This is a genomic window from Chryseobacterium arachidis, from assembly GCF_900129245.1.
Taxonomy (GTDB): Bacteria; Bacteroidota; Bacteroidia; order Flavobacteriales; family Weeksellaceae; genus Chryseobacterium; species Chryseobacterium arachidis.
The window spans coordinates 673,271-695,863 of record NZ_FQUT01000001.1 but is presented as its reverse complement, the minus strand read 5'-3'; the positions used below and the strand labels follow the sequence as shown (position 1 = coordinate 695,863).

General features: G+C 36.6%; 18 protein-coding genes. 7 read left to right on the top strand and 11 right to left on the bottom strand.

Features of this window, described 5'->3' with window-relative positions; translation table 11 throughout:
* Positions 1-52 precede the first annotated feature (52 nt).
* Positions 53-1,939, top strand: a complete 1,887-nt coding sequence (locus BUA89_RS03095; RefSeq protein ID WP_072953154.1) for an AMP-binding protein — start codon at positions 53-55, stop codon at positions 1,937-1,939.
* Positions 1,940-2,000: 61 nt separating this feature from the next.
* Positions 2,001-3,908, top strand: coding sequence for an acetate--CoA ligase (gene acs, locus BUA89_RS03090; RefSeq protein WP_072953153.1), 1,908 nt, complete (start codon positions 2,001-2,003; stop codon positions 3,906-3,908).
* A gap of 40 nt (positions 3,909-3,948) precedes the next feature.
* Here the strand turns inward: acs and BUA89_RS03085 are convergent, their stop codons facing one another.
* Positions 3,949-5,205, bottom strand: coding sequence for a T9SS type A sorting domain-containing protein (locus tag BUA89_RS03085; protein ID WP_072953152.1), 1,257 nt, complete (start codon positions 5,203-5,205; stop codon positions 3,949-3,951).
* A 247-nt stretch (positions 5,206-5,452) separates the two neighbouring features.
* Here BUA89_RS03085 and BUA89_RS03080 point away from each other — a divergent pair, with 247 nt between their 5' ends.
* The 3 genes from BUA89_RS03080 (at position 5,453) to nhaA (ending at position 9,326) form a co-directional block, all read left to right on the top strand.
* Positions 5,453-5,818, top strand: a complete 366-nt coding sequence (locus BUA89_RS03080; protein ID WP_072953151.1) for a hypothetical protein — start codon at positions 5,453-5,455, stop codon at positions 5,816-5,818.
* Between the two features lie 116 nt (positions 5,819-5,934).
* Positions 5,935-8,145: a RelA/SpoT family protein gene (locus BUA89_RS03075; RefSeq protein ID WP_072953150.1), complete on the top strand. Its 2,211-nt coding sequence runs from the start codon at positions 5,935-5,937 to the stop codon at positions 8,143-8,145.
* Positions 8,146-8,147: 2 nt separating this feature from the next.
* Positions 8,148-9,326: a Na+/H+ antiporter NhaA gene (nhaA, locus tag BUA89_RS03070; RefSeq protein ID WP_072953149.1), complete on the top strand. Its 1,179-nt coding sequence runs from the start codon at positions 8,148-8,150 to the stop codon at positions 9,324-9,326.
* On the opposite strand, the gene BUA89_RS03065 is transcribed toward nhaA, so the two are convergent.
* Entirely contained in the window at positions 9,323-10,342 is a 1,020-nt protein-coding gene (locus BUA89_RS03065; protein ID WP_083531576.1) for a YihY/virulence factor BrkB family protein, read from the bottom strand. The two genes, nhaA and BUA89_RS03065, sit on opposite strands and share 4 nt — an antisense overlap.
* 1 nt (position 10,343) lies before the next feature.
* On the bottom strand, positions 10,344-11,366 hold the full coding sequence (locus BUA89_RS03060; protein WP_072953148.1) for a DUF4421 family protein: 1,023 nt from the start codon (positions 11,364-11,366) through the stop codon (positions 10,344-10,346).
* A 122-nt stretch (positions 11,367-11,488) separates the two neighbouring features.
* On the opposite strand from BUA89_RS03060, the gene rlmH reads away from it, so the two are divergent.
* Positions 11,489-11,962, top strand: coding sequence for a 23S rRNA (pseudouridine(1915)-N(3))-methyltransferase RlmH (rlmH, locus tag BUA89_RS03055; RefSeq protein ID WP_072953147.1), 474 nt, complete (start codon positions 11,489-11,491; stop codon positions 11,960-11,962).
* 13 nt (positions 11,963-11,975) lie between these two features.
* On the opposite strand, the gene BUA89_RS03050 is transcribed toward rlmH, so the two are convergent.
* The 7 genes from BUA89_RS03050 to secD all read right to left on the bottom strand — a co-directional run bounded on the left by BUA89_RS03050 (position 11,976) and on the right by secD (position 19,497).
* On the bottom strand, positions 11,976-12,431 hold the full coding sequence (locus BUA89_RS03050) for a tRNA (cytidine(34)-2'-O)-methyltransferase (protein WP_072953146.1): 456 nt from the start codon (positions 12,429-12,431) through the stop codon (positions 11,976-11,978).
* A 30-nt stretch (positions 12,432-12,461) separates the two neighbouring features.
* Positions 12,462-12,773, bottom strand: coding sequence for a hypothetical protein (locus BUA89_RS03045; RefSeq protein ID WP_072953145.1), 312 nt, complete (start codon positions 12,771-12,773; stop codon positions 12,462-12,464).
* A 13-nt stretch (positions 12,774-12,786) separates the two neighbouring features.
* Positions 12,787-13,602 (bottom strand): tetratricopeptide repeat protein, encoded by an 816-nt coding sequence (locus BUA89_RS03040; RefSeq protein WP_072953144.1) that lies wholly within the window; start codon positions 13,600-13,602, stop codon positions 12,787-12,789.
* Positions 13,599-14,162 (bottom strand): phosphatase PAP2 family protein, encoded by a 564-nt coding sequence (locus BUA89_RS03035; protein WP_072953143.1) that lies wholly within the window; start codon positions 14,160-14,162, stop codon positions 13,599-13,601. Before BUA89_RS03035 ends, BUA89_RS03040 begins: the two co-directional genes overlap by 4 nt.
* A 1-nt stretch (position 14,163) precedes the next feature.
* Positions 14,164-14,499 carry a Sec-independent protein translocase subunit TatA/TatB gene (locus BUA89_RS03030; protein ID WP_072953142.1) on the bottom strand — a complete coding sequence of 112 codons (336 nt, stop codon included), beginning with the start codon at positions 14,497-14,499 and terminating at the stop codon, positions 14,164-14,166.
* A gap of 287 nt (positions 14,500-14,786) precedes the next feature.
* Positions 14,787-16,022, bottom strand: coding sequence for a TCR/Tet family MFS transporter (locus tag BUA89_RS03025; protein WP_072953141.1), 1,236 nt, complete (start codon positions 16,020-16,022; stop codon positions 14,787-14,789).
* Positions 16,023-16,587: 565 nt separating this feature from the next.
* Positions 16,588-19,497 (bottom strand): protein translocase subunit SecD, encoded by a 2,910-nt coding sequence (gene secD / locus BUA89_RS03020; protein ID WP_072953140.1) that lies wholly within the window; start codon positions 19,495-19,497, stop codon positions 16,588-16,590.
* Between the two features lie 215 nt (positions 19,498-19,712).
* On the opposite strand from secD, the gene BUA89_RS03015 reads away from it, so the two are divergent.
* Complete coding sequence (locus tag BUA89_RS03015; protein WP_072953139.1) at positions 19,713-21,077, top strand: PQQ-dependent sugar dehydrogenase; 1,365 nt, start codon at positions 19,713-19,715, stop codon at positions 21,075-21,077.
* Positions 21,078-21,156: 79 nt separating this feature from the next.
* On the opposite strand, the gene hemN is transcribed toward BUA89_RS03015, so the two are convergent.
* Complete coding sequence (hemN, locus tag BUA89_RS03010) at positions 21,157-22,515, bottom strand: oxygen-independent coproporphyrinogen III oxidase (RefSeq protein ID WP_072953138.1); 1,359 nt, start codon at positions 22,513-22,515, stop codon at positions 21,157-21,159.
* Positions 22,516-22,593 lie beyond the last annotated feature (78 nt).

Here is a 22,593-nt window from a genome sequence, read left to right as displayed (position 1 = left end):
ACAGATAAAAGATTGCTTCGCTTTTAACAATGACCTAAAACACAAAACTTATATGAACACAAATAACTTATTTAAACAAAGCATAGAAAACAAAGAACAGTTCTGGAAAGAACAAGCTCAGGAAATCTCATGGTTTGAATTCCCGAAAACGATTATTTCGCAGGATGAAAACAATTATACACAGTGGTTTGCAGACGGAAAGCTGAATATATCTTATTTGTGCATTGACAAACATATTGAAGACGGCTTCGGAGAAGAAATTGCGATTATTTATGACTCTCCGGTTACTGATCAAAAAATAAAGTACACCTACAATCAGGCAAAATCAGAAATTTCAAAATTGGCAGGCGGCCTGGTCTCCTTAGGATTAAAAAAAGGCGACACCGCGGTGATTTATATGCCAATGATTCCGCAGACACTTTTTGCAATGCTGGCCTGCGCAAGAATCGGTGTCATTCACAACGTGGTTTTTGGAGGTTTTGCACCACACGAATTGGTGGTAAGAATCGATGACTGTAAACCAAAAGCTCTACTCACAGCCACCGCAGGAATTGAAATTGCCAAAAGAATCCCTTATTTACCATTGGTTGAAAAGGCCATCGAATTGGCGCACGATAAAGTCGAAAACATTATCGTTTTTAACAGGAAATTAGTTGATAACCGGCACGAAATGTTTGATGGAATTATTGATTACGAAGAGTTGGTTTCCAAATCAGAGCCGGCAGATTGTGTTTTGGTGGAATCCAGTCATCCGCTTTATCTTTTATATACTTCAGGAACTACCGGAAAACCTAAAGGAATTACAAGGGATACAGGAGGTTACGCAACTGCTTTGAAATTTTCGATGAAATACATTTACGGAATTAAACAGGGCGAAACTTTTTGGGCGGCTTCAGATTTTGGCTGGGCGGTTGGTCACAGTTATACGGTTTACGGACCTTTAATTAACAGAAATACAACGGTAATTTTTGAGGGGAAACCGATTATGACTCCCGATGCAGGAACTTTCTGGAGAATTATTTCTGAACATAAAGTTTTAGCCATGTTTACTGCTCCGACTGCGATTCGTGCAATTAAAAAAGAAGATCCGAATGGAGAATTGGTAAAAAAACACGATTTAAGTCATTTCAAAAAACAGTTTTTAGCAGGTGAAAGATGCGATGTTGCAACGTTGGATTGGTTTGCAGAACACATCGGAGTTCCTGCAATCGACCATTGGTGGCAGACAGAGTCAGGCTCGCCAATGTTAGGCTTAATGACTTTTAATGAAAACTATCAAATAAAAAGGGCTTCTGCAGGAAAACCAATTCCGGGTTATGACATTAAAATTTTTGATGAAAACGGATTGGAATTAAACGAACATAAAGAAGGATATTTGGTCATCAAACTTCCGCTTCCTCCCGGAGCTCTTTTAGGCATCTGGAATGATTACGAAAGATTTGAAAAAAGCTACTTGTCACAATATAAAGGTTACTATTTTTCTGGAGACGGAGCGATCAAAGATGAAGATGGCTATATTTTCATCACGGGAAGAGTTGATGATGTGATTAATGTTGCTGGTCACCGGCTTTCAACTTCCGAAATGGAGGAAATCGTTTCTTCACATCCTGATGTTGCAGAATGTGCCGTCGTAGGAATCGATGATGATTTGCGCGGACAGGTTCCTTTCGCAACCATCGTTTTGAAAAACGGTTCTGAAATTTCAGAGGAAAACGTCGAAAAAGAAATCATTCAAAGCGTCAGAGAAAAAATCGGAGCGGTAGCTTTTCTCAAATCTGTGATGGTTGTGAAAAGATTACCTAAAACGCGTTCCGGAAAAATTTTAAGAAAATTAATACGGACCATTATTGATGGTAAAGAATTTCAGATTCCATCGACGATTGATGATGAAAAAATTATTGAGGAAATCCAGCAAAAAATCAGGGAATATAGGGTTTAAACAAGAAATTAACTATAAATTTAAATAATAAAAAATTCAAATTTCAAAAAAGGAAAAGGATATGAGAAATTACTTAATAGAAGATTTGCCACACTATTTTGAAGAATACAAAAAATCTATCAAAAATCCTAAAAAATTCTGGGACAAGATTGCCGATCAAAATTTTGTATGGTACCAGAGATGGAGCAAGGTGGTGAAATATGATATGAATGAAGCAAAAATTACATGGTTTAAAAATGCAAAACTGAATATCACCAAAAACTGTTTAGACAGACACCTTTCCGTAAGGGGCGAAAAAACAGCAATCATCTGGGAACCCAACGATCCGAAAGAAGAAGCACAACATATTTCTTACAGCGAATTATATACAAGAGTCAACAAAACGGCTAATGTTTTAAAAGACATGGGCATCGAGAAAGGAGACAGAGTCTGCATCTATCTTCCGATGATTCCGGAATTGGCAATTACCATGCTGGCCTGTGCAAAATTAGGGGCTGTTCACTCCGTTATTTTTGCTGGGTTTTCTGCATCAGCAGTTTCTTCGAGAGTGAACGACTGTGGAGCAAAAATGGTGATTACTTCAGACGGAAGTTACAGAGGAAGCAAAGTTTTAGACCTGAAAAGCATTGTTGATGAAGCTTTAGAAAAAACACCTTCTGTAGAATCGGTCTTGGTGGTGAAGAGAACACACAACGAAATCAAGATGAAAGAAGGAAGAGATCATTGGTTGGCAGATTTATATGAAAAAGCTTCTGCCGATTTTGTCACCATCATAATGGATGCCGAAGATCCGCTATTCATCCTCTACACTTCCGGATCGACAGGGAAACCGAAAGGAATGCTTCATACTTCTGCCGGATACATGGTGTATACTGCTTATACTTTTAAAAATGTCTTCAATTATAAAGAAAATGATATTTATTGGTGTACTGCCGATATCGGTTGGATTACAGGGCATTCATATATTTTGTACGGACCACTTTTAAATGGTGCAACCACCGTAATTTTTGAAGGGGTTCCTACTTATCCTCAGCCAGACAGATTCTGGGAAGTTATTGACAAGCATAAAATTACCCAATTCTACACTGCTCCGACAGCCATCCGTTCTTTAGCTAAAGAAAGTGCGGAATGGGTTGATAAACATGACCTAAGTTCATTAAAAGTTATCGGATCGGTTGGAGAACCGATTAATGATGAAGCATGGCATTGGTTCAACGATCATGTCGGAAAGAAAAAATGTCCGATTGTAGATACCTGGTGGCAGACAGAAACCGGAGGAATTATGATTTCACCGCTGCCTTTTGTTACTCCGACCAAACCTACCTACGCTACCCTGCCCTTGCCGGGAATTCAGCCTGTCTTAATGGATGACAAGCGTAATGAAATCTCAGGAAACCAAGTAACAGGAAACCTTTGTATCCGTTTTCCTTGGCCGGGAATCGCAAGAACGATTTGGGGCGATCACCAAAGATATAAAGAAACCTATTTCTCGGCTTTCCCCGGAAAATACTTCACAGGAGACGGTGCATTAAGGGATGAAGTTGGATATTACAGAATTACAGGCCGTGTTGATGATGTAATTATCGTTTCAGGACATAATCTGGGAACTGCACCAATTGAAGACAGCATCAACGAACACCCGGCTGTAGCAGAATCTGCAATTGTTGGTTATCCTCATGATATCAAAGGAAATGCTTTGTACGGTTTTGTCATTTTAAAAGATACTGGAGCAGACAGAAAGCAGGAAAATTTGGTAAAAGAGATCAATCAACTGATTTCAGATCAGATCGGACCGATTGCTAAATTAGACAAAATTCAGTTTGTTTCGGGACTTCCGAAGACACGTTCAGGGAAAATCATGCGTAGAATTCTGAGAAAAATTGCAGAAGGAGATTTCAGTAATTTCGGAGATATTACCACTTTATTAAATCCTGAAATTGTTGAAGAGATTAAAAACGAAAGAATTTAAATAGATACAAAAGCGCAGACTGTTCTGCGCTTTTTCTTTGCTAATTTTTAATGATTTTAATAGACTGCCTTCCTAAATTTGAATGGATATCAAGTAAATAATTCCCTTTTGGATAATTAAAGTCTAAAGAATATTTTTTCAGTCCTTTATCGTTGATATTATCTTTTAAAATATTTTTAATAAACTTTCCCGAAGCATCATACAAACCGATAATTATATGGTCAGAATGCACATAGTCTATATTCAGATTAAGTCTGTCTTTAACAGGGTTGGGTACAACTTCTACCTGTAATTTTCTATCCTGCTTTTCAGTAGAGACTTCATGAGTCGAAAGTGTCCCTTTAGTCATTTTATAAACATTCGTTCCCGCTGCATACGCTACATTATCATTGATGATAAAAATTCGGTTTAAAGATCCTCCGATTCCTGTGTTATTCCATGTAGTTCCGCCATCAAAAGTTTCATAAAACCCGGTGTTGTGACCGCCCATCCAGCCATGAGTTGCTGATGTAAACCCAACTGCCTGAACGTAATGATCCGGAAAATCTTTAGTTTCCCAGCTAAAGCCTCCATTCAGAGATTTTAATAATTTTCCGGTATTTGGCAATTCAGATTCTATGGAGCAGAAAATATTATTCCCTAAAAGCTGTATTTTCCATACATAATCATTCGGAGTGTAAGTGTTATAAATTTTAGTCCACGTATTTCCACCATCCATTGTTTTTAAAAGTACTCCTCCATCATCATCGTTTCCACCTGCGTATCCCACATTTTCCGATACAAAAGCAACTTCTACCAGAGCATTCGCATAGCTCGACATATCAATATATTGCCAGGTATTGCCGCTGTCTGTTGATTTGATGATATAAGCCGGATAAAACCAGGCGCCACAACCATAAACCGTGGAAGTTCCCACACAGTCAAGACCGCAGATCGCCTGTGGATAGGGTGAGATATTATCCACTCTTTGCCATGAATTTCCTCCGTCTACGGTTTTATAAAAATTATTGTTCAATGTTCCAAGGAAACCTACATTTTCATTGAGAAATTCTATATTCCTGTAATATTGATTCGTTGCCGTGCTTACTGTCTGCTGTATCCAGTTCGCTCCGCCGTTTGTTGTTTTAAAAACCGCTCCGTTTCCTCCTTTTGCTGCCCATCCTACATTTTCGTTCAGAAAAAATACATCATCATATCTTCCGGTTCCGTTTGAAGGTGGATAAGAAAAAACCGACCAATTGTATTGTGCCTGTAAAAGCGAAGTGAAGAGCGAAAAAGCCGCTATCATTTTTTTCATGATTGATTAATTTTTCAGATTACAAATTTGAATTATTTTCTACCATTATACAAGTCACTTTGAGTAAAGAATAGTTCATCAATACAATTTTCAATTTAACATTAAATCAAACATTTGTTCAATAGATAATATTATAAAAATCATTAATAAATTATAGATAAAATAACTAATTAATAATTATTTTAAAAAATATTTAAAACATAAAGAAAATAATCTTATCTTTAAGTACAATTTAAAACTATTGCTTATGTCAAATATATTAGCTGGATTATTTGAACATCGCAGCGATTACAAGAAATTGGAAGCTGACCTTGAAAACTCAGGCTTTCAGAATTCAGATTACATTGTATATCTTAATGACGAAAATCTTCACTCACAATATTTAGTAAGTGTCGCCGTAAAAGATATTGACCAGGCAGATCATGCAAGAAATGTTTTCAACCAACATACTGCCCTAAAAACATATCTCTTTGAAAATATGGAAATCAATCAGGCCAATTACCCAAACCTGAAAAGGTTTATCGACGCCAGAAACAAAGCGGAGATCCACAATTGTCCCGATGTGAAAATTAAAACTTCAACTTCAGGAATGGACTCTGAAGTAAAATTCTAAACAATTTAAGATAAAAACTAACGACCGAAAATCCGCAGAGCTTTCTGCGGATTTTTTACTGTTTGAAAAGTGCAAAAATTTTCGTATTTTCGTGTAAATAAAGGCCCTTTACACAAATGAGTTACGACTTAGAACTGGAAAACAAGGAAATCCTTGCAAGATATAAAGATCTGATATCGAATACATACCGAACACTTGATGAGGAAAACAACAAACTCATCCGGAAAGCATTTGATATTGCCCTGGATGCACACAAAGATCAACGAAGAAAATCTGGTGAACCCTATATTTACCATCCTATTGCTGTTGCCAAAATTGTTGCTACCGAAATCGGTTTGGGTGCTACCTCCATTGCCTGTGCACTTCTGCATGACGTCATTGAAGATTCGGATTATACTTACGAAGATTTAAAGAAAATTTTTGGCGAAAAAATAGCCAATATCGTGAATGGACTGACAAAAATATCCATCATGAACCATCAGAATATTTCTGTACAGTCTGAAAACTACAGGAAATTATTACTTACTCTTTCTGAAGATTTCAGAGTAATTTTAATTAAGATTGCCGACCGTCTTCACAATATGCGGACACTGGAAAGCATGGCTCCGGACAAACAGAAGAAAATTGCCTCTGAAACGGTTTACATTTACGCTCCGATGGCGCACCGTTTGGGCTTATATAATATTAAATCCGAACTGGAAGACTTATCCCTGAAATATAATAATCCCGAAGTTTACAGTGAAATAACGGAGAAATTGGAACTGGCAAAAGAAAACCGTGAAAGATATATTCAGGAGTTTACCCAGGAAGTTTCTCAGAAATTAGAAGAAGAAGGATTACACTTTAAGATTAAAGGCAGAGCGAAAGCAATTTCATCTATTTACAGAAAAATGCTGAAGCAGGGAGTTTCTTTTGAAGAAGTATACGACAATTATGCCATCAGAATCATCTATAAATCAGATGCTAAGAACGAAAAATTCCTGGCCTGGAAAATTTATTCCATCGTAACGGATGTTTACCACAGTAACCCTTCAAGGATGCGCGACTGGATTACCCAGCCTCGTTCCACGGGGTATGAAAGTTTGCATTTAACAGTTCTTGGCCCCGATAAAAAGTGGATTGAAGTACAGATCCGTTCCGAAAGAATGGATGAAATTGCAGAAAAAGGGGTTGCCGCACACTACAAATACAAAGAAGGTTATAAACAAAGTTCTGAAGACCGGAATTTTGAAAATTGGGTAACCGAAATCCGTGAAGTTCTGGAACAGCAACAAAATCTTTCCACATCGGAACTTTTGGATAATATTAAACTCAATTTATATTCAAAAGAAGTTTTTGTCTTTACTCCTAAAGGCGAAATTAAAATTTTACCAACCAATGCTACTGCCCTCGACTTTGCTTTTTCCGTTCACTCGGATCTGGGAATGAAATGTTTAGGAGCAAAAATTAATGGTAAATTGGTTCCGATCTCGTATGTTCTTCAAAACGGAGATCAGGTGGATATTCTTTCTTCTCAAAATCAGAAGCCAAAATCCGACTGGCTGGAATTTGTTGTTACCTCAAAGGCCAAGTCGAAGATCAAGAGTTATTTAAATTCACAGAAGAATCAATTGGTAGAAGATGGTAAAGAAATTCTGCAAAGAAAACTCCGTCATGCGAAAATCAATTTTAATGATGAAGAGATCAACAAGCTTCAAAAATTCTTCAACCTTAAAAGTTCACAGGAGCTTTTCCTTAAATTCCAAAGCAACGAACTGGATGCAAGCAGTTTAAGAAAATATATTGAAAGTAAAAATGTATTCAACAACTTACTTTCAAGATTCAGAAAATCTCCTTCAAAAAATGCTGTTTACATAGAACCAAAAGAGCAGAATCTCGATATGATCGTCTTTGGAAAAGATGAGGAAAAGCTCAATTACACGTACGCTAAATGCTGTACAGTAATTCCGGGAGATAAGATTTTTGGGTTTATTACAATTTCTGAAGGAATCAAGGTTCACAGTGACAGCTGTCCGAATGCGATTAACCTTCGTGCTCAGTACGATTACAGGGTTATCCCGGCGAAGTGGGTAAATGCTGAAAGCTTCAAAAACAGAGTGAAAATCGAGATTGAAGGTCTGGACAGAATGGGTATGATCAACGATATTACCACCGTCATCAGCGGTGCGATGGGGATGGATATGAAGAGTATGTCGATCGAGTCTAACGACGGTATTTTTACGGGAAATATTATTCTTGAAGTTAAAAATAAAAATCAATTGGAACAGACATTTAAAAAACTGAATGACATCAACGGAGTTTCAAGAATAAGGAGAATACAATCTTAAACATGAATCTATCGGTATATTTTAAAAAATTTTTCCAAAGCAGCCAATCGTCCGGGATCATTTTGATTTTTTGCGTTTTAATTTCATTATTAATTGCGAATTCAGCTTTTTCCGAAAACTTTCAGCAGTTTTTAAATAAAGAAATCGGGACGGAAATTTTTCATTTGAAATATTCTGTCAACATCTGGATTAATGACGGATTAATGGCTGTATTTTTCCTTTTGGTGGGGCTGGAGATCAAAAGAGAAATCGTTGAAGGTGAACTTTCTTCCTTCAAAAATGCGTCACTGCCTATTTTTGCTGCTGTGGGTGGAATGCTGGTTCCCGCAATGATTTATACACTTTTCAATTTGGATACAGCATACGGAAACGGCTGGGGAATCCCGATGGCTACAGATATCGCGTTTTCATTAGCAATTTTATCAATGCTTGGAAAAAAGGTTCCGAATTCTATTAAAATTTTCCTTGCAGCGCTGGCTATTGTTGATGATTTAGGAGCAATTTTAGTGATTGCCATATTTTATACCGAGCAGATCCACTGGATCTACTTATTCTTGTCTTTTGGAATAGTTGCTTTATTGTTTTTATTAAATTTTTTAAAGGTTACAAAGATCATTTTCTACATTATTCCCGGGCTATTTTTATGGTATTTTCTGCATCACTCAGGAATTCATGCTACGATTGCAGGAGTTTTGCTGGCATTTTCAATTCCTACCAATGTTTCTGATGTAGAAATTTCGCCTTTAGAAAAATTGGAACACCAGCTGCACTTTCCGGTAGGCTTTATCATCATGCCGGTTTTTGCGTTAACCAATACCAATATCACCTTCACTTCTGATATGATTGCCGGAATATCTAGTACTTTAGGTTTAGGAATTATCTTTGGTCTTGTTTTAGGAAAATTAATAGGAATTAACTTATTTTCATTTATCGCGACTAAGCTAAAGCTGAGTTCATTGCCTCAAAATAGCTCGTGGACACAAATGTTGGGAGTTGGATTGCTTGCAGGAATTGGTTTTACAATGTCAATTTTTATTGCTTTGCTTTCTTTCAAAGAAGAAATTGAAATTCAGGATAATGCTAAGTTTGCCATTCTGATCGCTTCCCTTTTATCTGCAGTTTTAGGATATCTGATCTTAAATGCCTGTTGTAAAAAGCAGGGAATTCCGGAGGAAGATTAGCTTTCTTCTTCTTCATTTTTAAGGAAATTCCTTCTGTGCTCTTCATCGCTTTCCAGATTAGGCTCCGATTTTTGTGCACGGAATTCCAACGCCTCTTTTTTTATTTCGTCCGACAGTAATTTTTCGATTCGGAGCTTTCTGATGGCCATATTCAATTCATTTCCGAAAAGAAGAAGATAGACGTTTACATTAACCCAAACCATGAGAAGAATCATACTTCCTATAGAGCCGTAAAGTACGTTATAGCGGGCGATATTTTTTACATACAGGGCAAAACCATACGTTGTTGCCACAAACAGAACTGTCGTTAGAATCGCACCCGGAATGGCCTGTCTAAACCTAGCAATCCTTACCGTTCCCAGCCAATAGAATAATGTTAACAGGATGAAATAAAAAATCGGGAAAGAAACGAATCCGATGATTTTGGAAAGATTGTCAACGAGCCAGGAAACATCGTAAACAGGCGTAAAAAGTTTTAAAACAACTTCAGAATAATACACCCCAAAAAGTGCTAAAAATACGATACTAATAAATCCTATGGTAATAAAAAAGGAAAGGATGAATTCTTTCACGTCAGACATTTTCTCGTCCGTATTTTCATTAAATCCATTGATTAAGGAAAAAGTTCCGTTGGTCGCAAAAACCAAGGCTAAAACAATCGTTAAATTACTGATTCCCTTCATATTGGGAATAATACTATCTTCAATATATCCCCTCACGTCATTTTCCATTTTTGCAGGAAAAACATTATGAATCAATACTTCAAAAATATAGAACTGAAGCTTATCATAAAGCGGCATATGTGGCAAAACAGAGAGAAGAAAAAGTATAAAGGGAAATAAACTGATGGTAAAACTCCACGAAATGGCAGCCGCTTTCCGGCCTATTTTATCTTTAAAAATACCGCGGATATAGATCTGAAACATCTGCCAAAGTGATATTCCCAATACAGGAATATGTATATCATCAAAAAATTCCTGAACTTTCAAGATAAATTTCGGAAGTTTTATAGCCATTTTACTTGAGGATATTATCTATTTTATCAAAATTTCTGTTTACAAATGTAGGTGAATTAAACCGGAAACCCACTCCTATCCTGAACAACCATTGGGTTGTGGAATAAAAATTCTCATTAGAACTGTTGATCCAGTTGAGCTGCGTACCACCACCGAAAAACAATTTTCCATTATCATAGCCAATTCTTGCATTGGAATACAAGCCTACATTAAATTCATGAAAATCTTCATCTATCAGCTTCGAATAATAAAATTCGGGATAAGCTTCTACAATTACATACCAATTATTCTTTATCTTTTTCTGAATTCCGGCGCCCGATCTTAGAGCAATCCTCATATCTTTTGACGGAGATTCTTCACCCGTTTCATTAAAAATTTCCCCCTGATAAATAGTTTTATCAACATGACTGAGAATATTATACTGGTAAAAAAGTCCGGTACTCACCACAAATACATCTTTCAAAGGTTTGTAAGTCATATTATTGAAGCTTCTGTAGTCGGTTTTATTTCCAAGCCACAGATAGCTTGTTTCCCCTTTGTACGAACGGTATTTTGCATCAGGAAACTGCAGATAGCCTTCTTCATTATACCCATTTCCATACAGCATACGCATAAATTCTTTGGTATCCTGAAAATATAAGCCTGCTACCTGGCTAAAATAAACATATTGCCGCAGTTTTGGACTCAGAAAAAAAGTAAAGCCAAAATTGAAGTATCTCGATTTTCCTTTTTCCGGATCATCATTATTGATTCTTGTAAGTTTTGGAGCAAAAGAAAAGCTCACATCCAGCCATCTGTAGCGAAGAAAAAATTCTGTATAAAAAGCATCATTAGGTCTTAACCTGAAAATTTTATCCTGGTACAGCAGGCCAAAAGTATTGTGAAGATAGCTCAAACCTGTAACAACTGAAATTCTTTTATTATCCTCCTCGATATATCTTTGAATCTGATCCTCATTAACTTCCTGTGCATAAGAAATTAACGAGAAACATAAAAACAGAGAAGAAAGGATTTTTGCTTTCATCGAATTGGTGTTACCACAAAAGTAATGATTTTTTTAAACTTTAAATATCCTAAAAATGATACCGATTATGACGTTCCTTAATTTATGAATATCTTTGACCTTTAAAATAAGTAAAACAGAACATGCAGATCAATTTGCTTTGTATTGGTAAAACAGACGACAAGGAAATCACTTCTTTAATTAATTATTACCTGAAACGCCTTCCTAAACACTGGAATTTTGAAATCGTTGAAATTCCTGATGTAAAAAATGCGAAAAACCTTTCTCCGGATCTGTTGAAAAAAGAAGAAGCAAAACTGTTTATGAATCACATCGACAGAACTGATCTTGTAGTGATTCTAGATGAAAAAGGCAAACAGTTTACCAGCAGAGAATTTGCCCAGAAAATTGACAACTGGATGAATTCTTCAGTGAAAAAAATCCATATTCTCATTGGCGGGGCTTATGGATTTTCGGAAGAAATCTACAACAGAGCCAACGAAAAAATGTCATTATCCAAAATGACATTTACGCACCAGATGATCCGGTTATTTATCGTAGAACAGATATATCGTGCCGATCAGATTTTACAGGGAAAACCTTATCATAACGACTAAATATTCAGTAACATTATTTTTTTAAATTAATCTGCCTCTTTGCTTCACCCACCACGAAAGCAACGGAATTCGCAATATTAAAGCTTCGTATGAGTTTAGACATAGGAATCGTTAAATGATTTTCAAAACGATCCAGAACATCTTTACTCAAGCCAACACTCTCTTTCCCGAAAACAAGCCAGTCGCCATCCTGAAAATCGGTTTCCAGATAGGATTTCTCGGCATGTGAACTCATAAGGAAAACGCGGGAAAGATCGGGAATTACTTCCATCCATTCGTCTACATTTTCATACTCGGTGACATCAAGATGAACCCAATAATCCAAGCCTGAACGCTTTAAATTTTTATCATTAATCACAAATCCAAACGGATGAATAAGGTGCAGTCTGCTTTCTGTTCCTACACATAATCTTCCGATATTGCCCGTATTGTTTGGGATCTCCGGTTCTACAAGAACGATGTTCAGCATGAATTATTTAATTTTTTATTCTGATAACAGTTAATCTTTTGTTGTTACCATAACCAGTTGATTAATACCTTTCTCTCTGAATTTTTTCTTAACATTGTCACCGATAAGAACTTTTACAGATTTTACATTTTTTGAAGGAATATTCTTTACCGTTTCTATATCACTTTGAGTTTTGTTGATGAAGAAAACAGATTTTGATGTTGGTTCTTCAGATCTTTTTAAAGCAGCTTCCAGAAGAGAATTTCTTTCAGTCTGTACTTCCGATTGCTGGGCATGAGCTGTAACAGAAATTCCGAAAATTAAAATGGCAGTCGCCAATTGTCTAAGATTTTGTAGTTTCATTTGTTGGTTATATTTATTTTTTTATTTCACATTTAGCATAATATTCAGCCAATGCAGATTTTTCGTAGCCTAAACTCACCGCTTTGTCTAAACTGGCACAGGCTTCTTTCGGTTTTGCTGTTTCCAATAGAATGATCGCTTTGCTTATATAAGCCTGGGCAAATTTCGGGTCGACAGAAATGGCTTTGTTCACATCTGCCAATGCTTCCTTATATTTTTTCAGCTTTACATACACATCGCTTCTTCCACTGTATAATAAAGATTCCGGTTTTTCGGAAATCAACTGGTTATAATCTTTTAAGGCACCTTCAACATCCCCGTTATTTTTCTTAAGATTTGCCAGCCTTGTTCTTGCAAAAATATTATCCGGAGCAAATGTCAGAATTTGTTTTAAATCTTTTTCGGCGAGATCCTTTTTATCCGAATTTTCATACACTTTAGCCCGTGTGAGATAAAGATCTGCATTTTCGGGATCAATACGAAGCCCTTTATTAAGGTAATCCATAGCTGCCTGTTTGTTTCCTTTCTGGCTATGAATAGACCCTAAATTTACATAAACTGGTATCGATAAAGGATTTGCCTTTAATGCAGCTTCGTAAGATTTAATCGCCAGTGTGGTTTTGCCTAATCTTCTCTGAGCCGTGCCCAGATAATTATAATAATCCGACTGGAATTTATGAATCGTTTCTTTTTGTGCCAATTTTGAATATTGCTCTTCGGCACAGTTGTAATCTCCTTTCTGGAAGCATTCTTCAGCAATTTTTTTGTCCTGTGCGTACACATTAAAAAAAGAAACTACCGAAAGTAGAATAAGTAAATGTTTTTTCATGATATATTTTGTTTGTTGATGACTTTTGTAGCGAGTGCACTAAAAATCACTCCCAATAAAGTACCAACAAACGCCCCCACCAAAATATCTACCGGGAAATGCACTCCTAAATATATACGGCTATAAGAAACCACTGCTGCCCATACAAATATGGCATACGGCAACCAGCGCATTTTCTTTCTCAGTAAAACAGTTAAATAAGCCGCCAGAAAGAATGTATTGGACGCATGTGCAGAATAAAACCCAAACTTCCCGCCACATTTTACAATCCTCATGTGGCTTTGTAAAGTAGCATCGTGGCAAGGTCTTAGTCTTTCCACACCGTGCTTGAAAACACCTGCCAGCTGATCAGAAACCGTCACTCCGATGGCAACAAATATTAAAATAAAAGCTAAAGATCTCAGCTTATAATTTTTGTACAAGAAATAACAAAAAATAATATAAAGCGGTACCCAAATCCAGGTACTGGAAATCAGCATCCAAAACTGGTCAAAAGAAGAGTCTCCCAAATTATTGAGAAACAAAAAAACCTTTTTATCTTCCTGAATAATTTCCTCCATATTATCTGCTTACTGGCCCTTCATAAGTTTCATCTTCAGAAGGCTTTGGTTTTGGAGGTTCATTGGATGCCTGAGGCTCTGTAAGAATATCTTTCTGGATATCTTTCACCGGATTAAAATCTTTTGCAGCATCTTTTACTTTCTCGATTTCACGCTTAATTTCAGAAACAGGATTATCCGTTTCCTTCATGATCTCGGTTTTTATATCTTCCACTGCGCCACGCATCTTCCTTACACCTGCTCCTAAGTCACGTGCAATCTGAGGAAGTTTATCAGGGCCGAATAAGACCACTATTGCTACGGCAATGAGTGCCATTTCTCCAATGCTTAATTCCATCTGGTAAAATTACAAAAGATTATAGATATATATTACATCTGTAGTATATTTTAAAAAAATTTTAAGATCCTGAAAGACTGATAAAGATTTGAATATGAAAAATTACTGCAAAAAAGATCGCTTAATATAAAAATACAAAACAGTTAACAATTATTTAATTCACATTAAATTGACTTAAATATAACTTTTTCTTAAATTTAAATATTGAAAAACATAGGCAATATATTCTTTCAAACATTATATTTCCAACCAAAACGGAGAATCGATTCTGATTCTCCGTTTGATTTTTATTCTGTAATATCCTTTTTTACGCTTTTATTTTTAAAATTCAGATAAATAATAACAACACCAATGGTCATGAGGACAAATGCCAGAAAGAAAGGCATTCCCGGAAACCTGAAAGATGCATCATCTTTACTGAACTGATAATAGAGACTCGCCATTAAAGGAGGTCCTATGGTTGCAGTAATACTCATTAAACTGGTAAGTGCACCCTGCAGCTCTCCTTGTTCGTTGGGAGCTACATTTTTTGTAATCACCGACTGAAGAGACGGCCCGCAAATACCGCCAAGACAATAAGGAATCAGGATGGCAAACATCATCCACCCTTCTGTAGCAAAGGAAAACAACAGCATCCCTATCGCGTACATTCCTAATCCGACATAGATACTTTTGTATTCACCCAACCTCGGGGTTGTCCATCGGATAAGAACGCCCTGCACCAAAGCTACCAACAGTCCTACCACGCCTAAAGAAACACCCACCGTAAATTCTGTCCATTTAAATTCACCGATCGTAAAATAACTCCAGTTACTTTGTACAGCGTGACCTGCAATATAAACTAAAAAAAGCGTCACCACCAAACCTGAAAGCTCAGGATGTTTTAGTAAAAACCTGAGTGAACCAATGGGATTGGCTCTTTTCCAGTCGAAAGCTCTTCTTTTATCTTTGTCTAAACTTTCAGGAAGAATAAAATAGCCGTAAAGGAAGTTTAAAAGACACAATACCGCCGCCGCATAAAAAGGTACTCTCGGGCCGAAATGTCCTAAAGCTCCTCCCATTAAAGGACCAATGATAAACCCTAACCCGAATGCAGCTCCAATTAAACCAAAATTTTTTGCCCTATCCTGATCCGTAGAAATATCGGCAATATAAGCGCTCGCCGTGGTAAAGCTTGCCCCAGTGATTCCCGCAATAATTCTTCCGACAAATAAAAGCCAGATGGACGGTGCCAAAGCAAGGAAAATATAATCTACGGCAAACCCGAAAAGAGAAATGAGAATGATGGGCCTTCTTCCGTATTTATCACTTAAGTTTCCAATAACCGGAGAAAAAACAAACTGGGTAAATGCATAGGCAAAACTTAGCCATCCGCCGTATTTTGCAGCTTCTTTTACACTTCCGTGAATCAGTTCCTCAATAAGCTTCGGAATAACAGGAATAATGATTCCCAACCCTATAACATCTATTAAAAGTGTAATAAATATAAAGCCAATGGCTGCCTTTTTCCTCGAGTTTTCCATAATGGTGCAAAAGTAATCAAATCAGGAAAAATAATGATTCTAAATTATGGGTAATAAGCAATTGGTAATGAGTAATGTTGATATTTAATTTATTGAATAAAGAAAATTAAATCTTATTTCAAAATGATATAATTTGAGATGAAAAGAGTTTACGTTGAATCAAAAGATTTAAATAAGATGCTTTAAAACTATAATTTGATGTTAATAACCACAAAAGGCACAAAAGATATAGATAATGTATTTAAAGTTTATCAGTAAACTGACAAAAAGAACGCATAAGTTTTAAAAAAAATCTTTGATTTTATCTTTTTGAGAGCTTTTATTATCTAATAATAGCTGGTAGAATATCTTTTGTGGTTAAATTTAAAATTAGTTTAAACAAATATTTCCGTTGACCTTAAAAGGATCTTGCAAGATGTTTAAAGAATCAAACAATAAACGAAAAGACTATAATTTAATACTAAAAGAATCTCCGTTGACAGTAAAAGAGTCAAAATATCAGTTATTAGCAAAAAAAAAGCCTTTCAGATCGAAAGGCTTTTTTTCTTATTTATTGTAGTATACATTATTTTGAAGCAAGAACTTCCTTGTTAGTAGTCGACTTGCCGTGAACTTCATCTTCCTTACCGGTTTTCAGGAAGTCGTAAGCAATTGCCGATGCTACGAAGATGGATGAATAAGTACCGAAACCGATACCGATTAACATCGCAAACATAAATCCTCTCAGGTTATCTCCACCGAAGATGAAGATCGCCAGGATTACTAAGATAGTTGTAAATGAGGTGTTGAATGTTCTACCCAATGTACTTGAAATAGAGTCATCAAATAACCCTGCTAATGTTAAAGATTTCTTCTCTCTTAAATATTCTCTAATTCTGTCGAAGATAATTACCGTATCGTTGATTGAATATCCTAATACCGTTAAGATCGCAGCGATAAAATCCTGATTGATCTCCATGTTGAACGGCATGTATTTGTGAAGCAATGAATATGCCCCTAAAATAATAACCGCATCATGGAATAGAGCAGCCACCGCTCCAAGAGAGAACTGCCATTTTCTAAATCTTACCAAGATATAGATAAAGATCATTGCCAATGCAGCAACTACTGCATAGATCCCATGGATCTGGATATCATCTGCTACCGACGGTCCTACTTTCTCAGAAGAAATAATTCCTGCATGGTCTTTGTCTGCAGATTTGAACTCTTGTAATGTTGTTCCTGCAGGTAAGTTAGATTTTAATCCTTCAAACAATTTCTGCTCGATAATCTGGTCAGCTTTTAAAGATTCGTCTTCGATAAGGTAATCTGTAGAGATCTTTAACTGGTTGTTGTTTCCGTAAGTTTTAGCTTCAACAGAAGAGTTTTTACCGTCTTCCGTTTTAAACAAAGCCACTAATTTCTCTTCAATATCTTCCGCTTTTACATCTTTATCAAATCTTACCACATAGTTTCTACCTCCGGTAAAATCGATACCGTATTTGAAACCGTGTGTTGCAATTGAAATAATACAAACTATGGTAAGAACAGCAGAAATGATGTATGCATATTTTCTCTTTCCGATGAAATCGATCCAAGTATTTCTGAATAAGTTCTTCGTTGCCGGAGTCCAAACAGAAAGTCCTTTTCCTTTATTTAATCTTGAGAAGATCATTACTCTTGAAAGCAATACTGAAGTGAATAACGTCATCGCGATACCGATCATCAACGTTAATGCGAAACCTTTGATAGGCCCTGTTCCGAAGAAGAACAATACAACCGCCGTTAAGAACGTAGTCGTGTGACCATCGATAATCGCGTTCAAGGCATGTTTGAAACCGTCTTTGTAAGCTTCAAGAATGCTTTTTCCTGCGAATAATTCTTCTTTGGTTCTTTCATAAATGATAACGTTCGTATCGACCGCAACCGCCATCGTCAAAACGATACCCGCGATACCAGGAAGCGTAAGAGTGAAATCTCCGGAATCCATAATACCGAAAATATAGAATAAGTTAATTACCATTGCAATTACCGCATATACCCCAGCTCCACCGTAGTAGAAAATGATATATACAATTATAATAGCAAATGCAATAAGGAACGACATTAAACCGGAATCAATAGCTTCCTGACCTAAAGACGGACCTACCACCGTAGCCTGAACTACTTTTGCACCTGCAGGTAATTTACCCGCTCCTAAAACGTCTACCAATTCTTTAGCTTCTTCCTGAGAGAAGTTACCAGAGATTTGAGTTCTACCGTTAGGAATTGCGCCCACCACGTTTGGTGCAGTATAAACTCTACCGTCCAATGTTACCGCAACTGGTTTACCAACGTTTTTCTCTGTTAAAGTTTTCCATTCTTTAGCCCCTTTAGAATCCATCTGCATGTCTACAACCACTCTGCTCAGCTCATCATAGCTGATGTTAGCGGTTTCAACAGCACCGTCTACCGGAGCTTTCTGGTTGATGTTACCTCTGATAGCATACAATACCAAGCTTTCACTGTCTGTAGCTTCAGGTTTGTAACCCCACATAAACTGTGTATATTTAATGTTAGCCGGACGTAAAGACTGAGCCACTTTGCTGTTCAAGATTTTGTTTACAGCAGCTGTATCAGATAATTTTACGTTAGCAACACCGTTTGTTCTTAATTTGTCAAGGTGTAAAAGATTCATGAAGTTTGTTGTCTTAGCAACTCCCATAGAATCTCCTTTTGCAGCCACAATAGACGTTAATGTCTGGAAATATGGCGCCATTTCCGGAACCTGCTGTACTTCCCAGAACTGAAGTTTTGCAGAAGTCTGAAGCATCTTCTTCACTTTGTCGATGTCCTTCATACCTGGCATTTCCACAGAAATTCTAGCCGTACCAGGTACTCTCTGAACGTTCGGCTGGATAGCACCCAACTTATCAATTCTCGTTCTGATTACCTCGAAAGCCGTTCCTACAGAAGCATCGATTTTTCTTTTAACAATGCTTTTTACCTGATCATCAGGCGTATTGTACTTTACCTCAGAAAGTGTAGTGTTTCCGAAGATTTCCGGATCTGCCAACTTCAGGTTTGTACCCTTTGCTTTGTTAATTGCATCGAACTGATCGAAGAAGTTATCGATGTAAGATTTTGTAGAATTCTTCTGAACTTCATCTGTTTTGTTTAAAGCCTCGATAAGGATCGGGTTTGTAGAATAATTTGTTAAATCATTCACAAGATCTCTCTGGTTGATTTCCAAAAGAACGTTGATCCCTCCTTTCAAGTCAAGACCAAGTTTCATTTCCTTGTCTTTGGCTTTAGAGTAATAAAGTTTTGTGAATCCTAAATTCAGAGTATCCTTAGAAAGCCTTGTAATTTCTTTCTGATACTTCTCCGGATTGTCTCCTGCAATAGCAGTCGCCTGCTTTTCAATTTTGCTGGCGTACCATGTTGGTAATAGCTCATTTAAGCAAATCAACCCTAGTACAATAGCAACAATTGTAATAAGTCCTTTTCCTTGCATTTTGTTATAACTACGTTAAATTAAGTCGGCAAATATAATCATTTTATTGAATTTTATGAATTATTAACAACAGAAATCGTTTATTTTCAGATATATCGGTGTTCTTATTTTTATTACAGATTTAATATTTTTTCTGTGGTATTTTAATGAATTTTTCAATAATTGATTGGTATGAAATTTTCATTCAGTTTTAATACACTAAATATCAAAATATTATGAAAAAACTACTTTTTTGCGCAAGTATTTTTTCTTCCTTCATGATGAATGCACAAAGCATTAATCTGGAAGAATTTGCTACCGGTTTTACCGCCCCTGTGGAAATTTCCCACGCTAACGACACCAGGATGTTCGTCGTTCAACAAAACGGAATCATTAAAATTGTACAGCCCAATGGGACCGTAAACGCTACTAATTTTTTAAACATCAGTACAAAAATTACTTACGGAGGAGAAAGAGGACTTCTCGGCCTGGCTTTTCACCCACAATACCCAACGAACGGGTATTTTTTTGTGTATTATAACGACACAAACGGGAATATTACGGTAGCAAGATATACAAGAAGCTCATCAAATCCTGATGTTGCCGATCCCAACTCAGAAAAAATTATCTTAAACACCCCGAAGCCTTTTGATAATCACAACGGGGGAAGTATTCATTTTGCACCGGATGGTTATCTATGGGTGGTTACAGGTGACGGAGGAAGTGGCGGAGATCCGAACAACAACGCTCAAAACAAAAATTCTCTTTTAGGAAAGTTGTTAAGATTGGACATCAATTCCACAGAACCTTACAATATTCCGCCGGGAAATCCTTTCGTAGGGGTTGATGGTGCTGATGAAGTCTGGGCTTACGGATTGAGAAACGCATGGAAATTCAATTTTGATACGGTTGCCGGAAATGTGATGATTGCCGATGTGGGACAAGGACAAATTGAAGAAATCAACAGAATGCCTTTAACACAAGGGGGAATCAATTACGGCTGGAGATGCTATGAGGGTAATAATTCGTACAATACGACAGGCTGTGCAGCACAGTCGACGATGACTTTTCCGGTTGCAGCGTATGACCATTCCGGAGGAAAATGTTCCATCACAGGCGGTTATGTTTACCGGGGAACTCAATTTCCTTCTTTACAGGGAAGGTATATCTTTGCAGACTACTGCTCCACACAAATCGGAAGTTTAAATGCCGATGATTCCATCACATGGACTTCAGCTTTTTCGGGAAATAATTTTTCGACTTTCGGAGTGAATAACCAAAATGAATTGTTCGTGGCAGCTGTAAACAGCGGAAAAATTTTCAGAATTATTACGAATACTCTGGGAACTCAGGAAAATGACCTTTCAACTCAAATAAAAGTGTATCCGAATCCGGCTTCAAAAACAATATTTATTGAAGGCATAAAAGATAAAAATACTACCGTTGACATCATCAATTTTGAAGGAAGAAAAGTTTTAGAACAAGGAAAAATTGAAAGCGATAACAGCCTAAATATTTCAGGACTTCCTGCGGGAGTTTATTTTATTAACTTAAATTCAGGGAATCAGAAATCTTATAGTAAAAAAATAATTATTCAATAGAATATTTTCAGATAGTTTTCAAAAAAAGCCTCAGTCATTTTCTGACTGAGGCTTTTCTATTTCCATTAAAATTTTATCATTAAATCGTCATGGAGAAAATTCTTGTTTCCGGTTTATTTCTCATCATTCTCAAATCAAAAACCATCGCAACATTTCTTGTAAATGCTCTTCCTTTTTCCGTAATTTTTATCTGATTATTATGGATCTCTACCAACTCGTCGTTTTCCATTTCCTTCAACATTTCAAATGCATTTTCCAGCTCAGGAAAAGAATTATTAACGTCAAAAGTCGTTTCAAGCTGACACATCAAGTTCAGAATATGTCTTCTTACCGTCAAATCTTCATCATTCAGAATATGTCCTTTTACCACAGGAATTCTTCCTTCTTCAACCATTTTCTGATATTCCTCAACCGTTTTTACATTCTGTGCAAAAGCATACCATGAATCTGAAATGGCAGACATGCCCAAACCAACCATCAGCTGAGTTTTACTTGAAGTATACCCCATGAAATTTCTGTGCAGTTTTTTCTGAATCAAAGATTGATACAAATCGTCGTGCTCTAAAGAGAAATGATCCATCCCAACTTCGATATATCCTAAATCTTCCAGTAATTTTTTGCCATCTTCATACAAACGGCGTTTCTCTTCACCACTTGGCAAATCATTTTCGTCAAAACCTCTTTGTCCTACCCCTTTTACCCACGGAACGTGTGCATAAGAATAGAACGCCAAACGATCAGGTTTTAATTCCATTGTTTTGCGGATCGTACTTTCCATAGCTTCCCATGTCTGATGCGGAAGTCCGAAAACCAGATCATGACTGATTCCTCTGTAGCCAATCTCTTTCGCCCATTCCGTTACTTCTTTTACCTTTTCAAAAGACTGGATTCTGTTGATTGCTTTCTGAACTTTCGGGTCATAATCCTGAACCCCAAAACTTACTCTTCTAAAGCCTAAATCATACAAAGTCTGAAGATGTTCTCTCGTTGTATTATTCGGGTGACCTTCAAAGGAGAACTCCTGATGCTCTGCAATTTCTACCGTTTCAAAAATCCCCTCCAATAGAGTTTTTAAATTTTTCGGAGAGAAGAAAGTTGGAGTACCTCCTCCTAAGTGAAGTTCCTTCAATTTTGGCTTTTCATCAAACAGCTGAAGATACAATTGCCATTCTTTTAACACACTTTCCAAATATGGAATTTCCACGCTATGCTGTTTCGTAATACGTTTATGACATGCACAAAACGTACACAGAGCCTCGCAGAAAGGCAGGTGAATATAAATAGAAATTCCTTCCTCTGCATTGGTCTCCTTAAAAGTCCTGATCACACTTTTTTCCCATTGTTCTGAAGAGAAAGAATTTTCGTCCCAGTACGGAACTGTAGGATAAGAAGTGTATCTAGGGCCCGGAATATTATATTTATCTATTAAAGAATTCATTTTTGATTTAAAATTTTTAACCTGAACTTTTTAAACAAAATTCATTATGCAAAATTAAATATATCTTATGAATTTTGA

Excerpts from the sequence above, each read along its gene's own strand:
- BUA89_RS03095 (WP_072953154.1), top strand. The coding sequence starts at position 53 with ATGAACACAAATAACTTATTTAAACAAAGCATAGAAAACAAAGAACAG.
- acs (WP_072953153.1), top strand. The coding sequence starts at position 2,001 with ATGAGAAATTACTTAATAGAAGATTTGCCACACTATTTTGAAGAATAC.
- BUA89_RS03085 (WP_072953152.1), bottom strand. The coding sequence starts at position 5,205 with ATGAAAAAAATGATAGCGGCTTTTTCGCTCTTCACTTCGCTTTTACAG.
- BUA89_RS03080 (WP_072953151.1), top strand. The coding sequence starts at position 5,453 with ATGTCAAATATATTAGCTGGATTATTTGAACATCGCAGCGATTACAAG.
- BUA89_RS03075 (WP_072953150.1), top strand. The coding sequence starts at position 5,935 with ATGAGTTACGACTTAGAACTGGAAAACAAGGAAATCCTTGCAAGATAT.
- nhaA (WP_072953149.1), top strand. The coding sequence starts at position 8,148 with ATGAATCTATCGGTATATTTTAAAAAATTTTTCCAAAGCAGCCAATCG.
- BUA89_RS03065 (WP_083531576.1), bottom strand. The coding sequence starts at position 10,342 with ATGGCTATAAAACTTCCGAAATTTATCTTGAAAGTTCAGGAATTTTTT.
- BUA89_RS03060 (WP_072953148.1), bottom strand. The coding sequence starts at position 11,366 with ATGAAAGCAAAAATCCTTTCTTCTCTGTTTTTATGTTTCTCGTTAATT.
- rlmH (WP_072953147.1), top strand. The coding sequence starts at position 11,489 with ATGCAGATCAATTTGCTTTGTATTGGTAAAACAGACGACAAGGAAATC.
- BUA89_RS03050 (WP_072953146.1), bottom strand. The coding sequence starts at position 12,431 with ATGCTGAACATCGTTCTTGTAGAACCGGAGATCCCAAACAATACGGGC.
- BUA89_RS03045 (WP_072953145.1), bottom strand. The coding sequence starts at position 12,773 with ATGAAACTACAAAATCTTAGACAATTGGCGACTGCCATTTTAATTTTC.
- BUA89_RS03040 (WP_072953144.1), bottom strand. The coding sequence starts at position 13,602 with ATGAAAAAACATTTACTTATTCTACTTTCGGTAGTTTCTTTTTTTAAT.
- BUA89_RS03035 (WP_072953143.1), bottom strand. The coding sequence starts at position 14,162 with ATGGAGGAAATTATTCAGGAAGATAAAAAGGTTTTTTTGTTTCTCAAT.
- BUA89_RS03030 (WP_072953142.1), bottom strand. The coding sequence starts at position 14,499 with ATGGAATTAAGCATTGGAGAAATGGCACTCATTGCCGTAGCAATAGTG.
- BUA89_RS03025 (WP_072953141.1), bottom strand. The coding sequence starts at position 16,022 with ATGGAAAACTCGAGGAAAAAGGCAGCCATTGGCTTTATATTTATTACA.
- secD (WP_072953140.1), bottom strand. The coding sequence starts at position 19,497 with ATGCAAGGAAAAGGACTTATTACAATTGTTGCTATTGTACTAGGGTTG.
- BUA89_RS03015 (WP_072953139.1), top strand. The coding sequence starts at position 19,713 with ATGAAAAAACTACTTTTTTGCGCAAGTATTTTTTCTTCCTTCATGATG.
- hemN (WP_072953138.1), bottom strand. The coding sequence starts at position 22,515 with ATGAATTCTTTAATAGATAAATATAATATTCCGGGCCCTAGATACACT.